4 protein-coding genes are annotated in these 2,102 nt (G+C 50.8%); all 4 read right to left on the bottom strand.

The genetic code is table 11. The features are described 5' to 3' along the window. Positions 1-316: 316 nt before the first annotated feature. The gene (locus QZF50_RS23520) at positions 317-940 is read right to left on the bottom strand and encodes a hypothetical protein (RefSeq protein WP_061892688.1); all 624 of its coding nucleotides are present in this window, start codon (positions 938-940) and stop codon (positions 317-319) included. 120 nt (positions 941-1,060) lie between these two features. Beyond that, entirely contained in the window at positions 1,061-1,240 is a 180-nt protein-coding gene (locus QZF50_RS23525; protein ID WP_061892687.1) for a hypothetical protein, read from the bottom strand. 5 nt (positions 1,241-1,245) lie between these two features. Then, complete coding sequence (locus tag QZF50_RS23530; RefSeq protein ID WP_061892686.1) at positions 1,246-1,659, bottom strand: putative zinc ribbon protein; 414 nt, start codon at positions 1,657-1,659, stop codon at positions 1,246-1,248. Next, positions 1,656-2,039 (bottom strand): putative zinc ribbon protein, encoded by a 384-nt coding sequence (locus tag QZF50_RS23535; RefSeq protein ID WP_061892685.1) that lies wholly within the window; start codon positions 2,037-2,039, stop codon positions 1,656-1,658. Before QZF50_RS23535 ends, QZF50_RS23530 begins: the two co-directional genes overlap by 4 nt. Positions 2,040-2,102 lie beyond the last annotated feature (63 nt).

A 2,102-nucleotide genomic window follows, 5' to 3' on the forward strand; every position in this document is an offset into this window, starting at 1 on the left:
GCAGAGCCGCGCCGGAACATATCACAACAGGGGACAGACAACGCACGGGATAAAAGGGACGTTTTCGTCAGAATGTTTTTCTGCCGGTGCTGCATGTTCTCCCCGTATTCTGGCCTGTGTGATGCCAGTGTAAATTCATGTCAAAAAGTGTCAGTAAAGAAATTTACATCAGAAGAGAAGCATTTTTGAACAGTAACCCGGTAAAATATCAGGAAAAATCGAAGAAATGTGATAAAGGACGTATTTTTGGCTGTGACGAGGGCAAAACCCTGTTCCGGTTACCGGTCATGCTCCGGCCCCCACAGACTATTTTGCGTCAGGAGTAATATACAGGGATATGACGAGTTGTTCCGGTTATGTTGTCATACACGTCCACAGAAGCCGTCGCAATCCGCATCCCGTACTTTCTCAGCCTCAGGATATCTGCCGCAATGCGCTGGCTGCCGAACCAGAACAGGCCGTCCAGTGCGCTCACCTGCAATCCTGTCTCCAGCGCATACTTCAGCCGTTGACGGGGCGCTTTCACTTCCCGGGCAATCAGTTGGTATGGCGATGATGTGTTTTCATTCGCAACCACCCGCCGAATACGGTGAGACAGATGATACCGGAATGTATCCGGTACACCGGAAAGGCTGGTCTTCAGACTGTACACGCAGCCAAAGCGTTTATCGTTGAACACCACATTTTTCTGACTGACGTCCCATTCTTCACGTAGCGCAGCAATCATTTGTGGTGTGCGGGTTAAAAGCAGACGAAAAGGTAGTTCAAAACTGGTGACGTAATCCACATTCAGCAGGGCAATACGCAGTCGTTCTTCTGGCCCGGCCTCTGTCTGTCGGCACTCCTCCAGAACATCCTGCCACTGCAGGCGAAGACGGGGAGACTCATTCAGTTCTGTAAAGCAGTATTTATCCGCCAGATAGTCAATTCGTGTACGCATACTGAAAAGAATTCCGTATAAAGATTCAGCTGACAAAACTTTATCAGTCCATAAGAATCAACGGAAGCACCGATGGTTCACCTGGTCATCACCAATTTTTGCCATAACCGGTAGCAATGATCATTCTGTGTAACTATTTGCCCGCAGATGATGATGTTTATCGATGTCTCCCCTGTCTGAATGTCGCATAAAGAGGATCATCAGCAGACACAGCCAGTGAATCCCCCGGCGAAAAAAACGCCGGACCACGTACGAATCCGGCAGAAGCATGGCTGTCATGATCAGGTAATTATGTCGCATCTCCCTCACTCCGGGTCCCGGAGCAAATCTGGCTGGTACCTGTAAACATACTTTGTACATACCGCTCTGGAATAGATCCCCGTGCCACAGGCTTCACAGAACTTTTTCCCGGAAAAATGCTGCCCGCACATCACACAATGCCACTCCAGCACGACAGGTAATGGCGATAAAAACATCGCCATATCATCAATGTAAGGATGGGATTTTTCCGGATTCAGCACCACGCAGGCCGCCTTCTGTTGCGCGCTCAGGGCATGTAAATCATGCTCAAACCACGCCCCCTGAGCATCTGTCCGCAAAATCAACCGGCCACGACAGGAAAGACAGAAACAATGCCTGATATTTCTGCTAAGGGCTGAGGCCGCACTGATAATGTGCTCACCAGGCGTGATCCCCAGCCCCGTTTTCAGACCGTTCATCCTGCCACAGCCTCCTCACTGAAACGCCCTGTATGACAGTGTGTACAATAGCGTTCCCCATAATAATCGTGCAGGCATTGTCTGCAGTGCCAGCTGGTTTTACGCACTACGGGTAAGGCATCCGGTACGAATTGCCGTAAACGTTTAACCAGTTGCACTTCCCTGCGATCAGGCCTGACGTAAGGACACTCATGACCGTGCTCCGTCAGCTCTTCGTCGGTGTGTTCAAACCAGGGACGCTCAGTGTCGTATTGCGGATGGTATCTGAGTGCACTGCCGCAAAGATGGCAGGTATAACGATCGTATGGCGCAGTCTTTGCAGTACGGGCACCGGTCAGACGCCCGTTGCCATCAAGTGCGAGAAAAGATTTTGCGTACATAGTCATATTCCTCAGCCGCCAGACGACACGCAGGCAACAGCCGTCCCGGTACGGGCAGTGTGG

Origin of the sequence: uncultured Escherichia sp., assembly GCF_948475835.1 — a bacterium.
Classification (GTDB): domain Bacteria; phylum Pseudomonadota; class Gammaproteobacteria; order Enterobacterales; family Enterobacteriaceae; genus ECMA0423.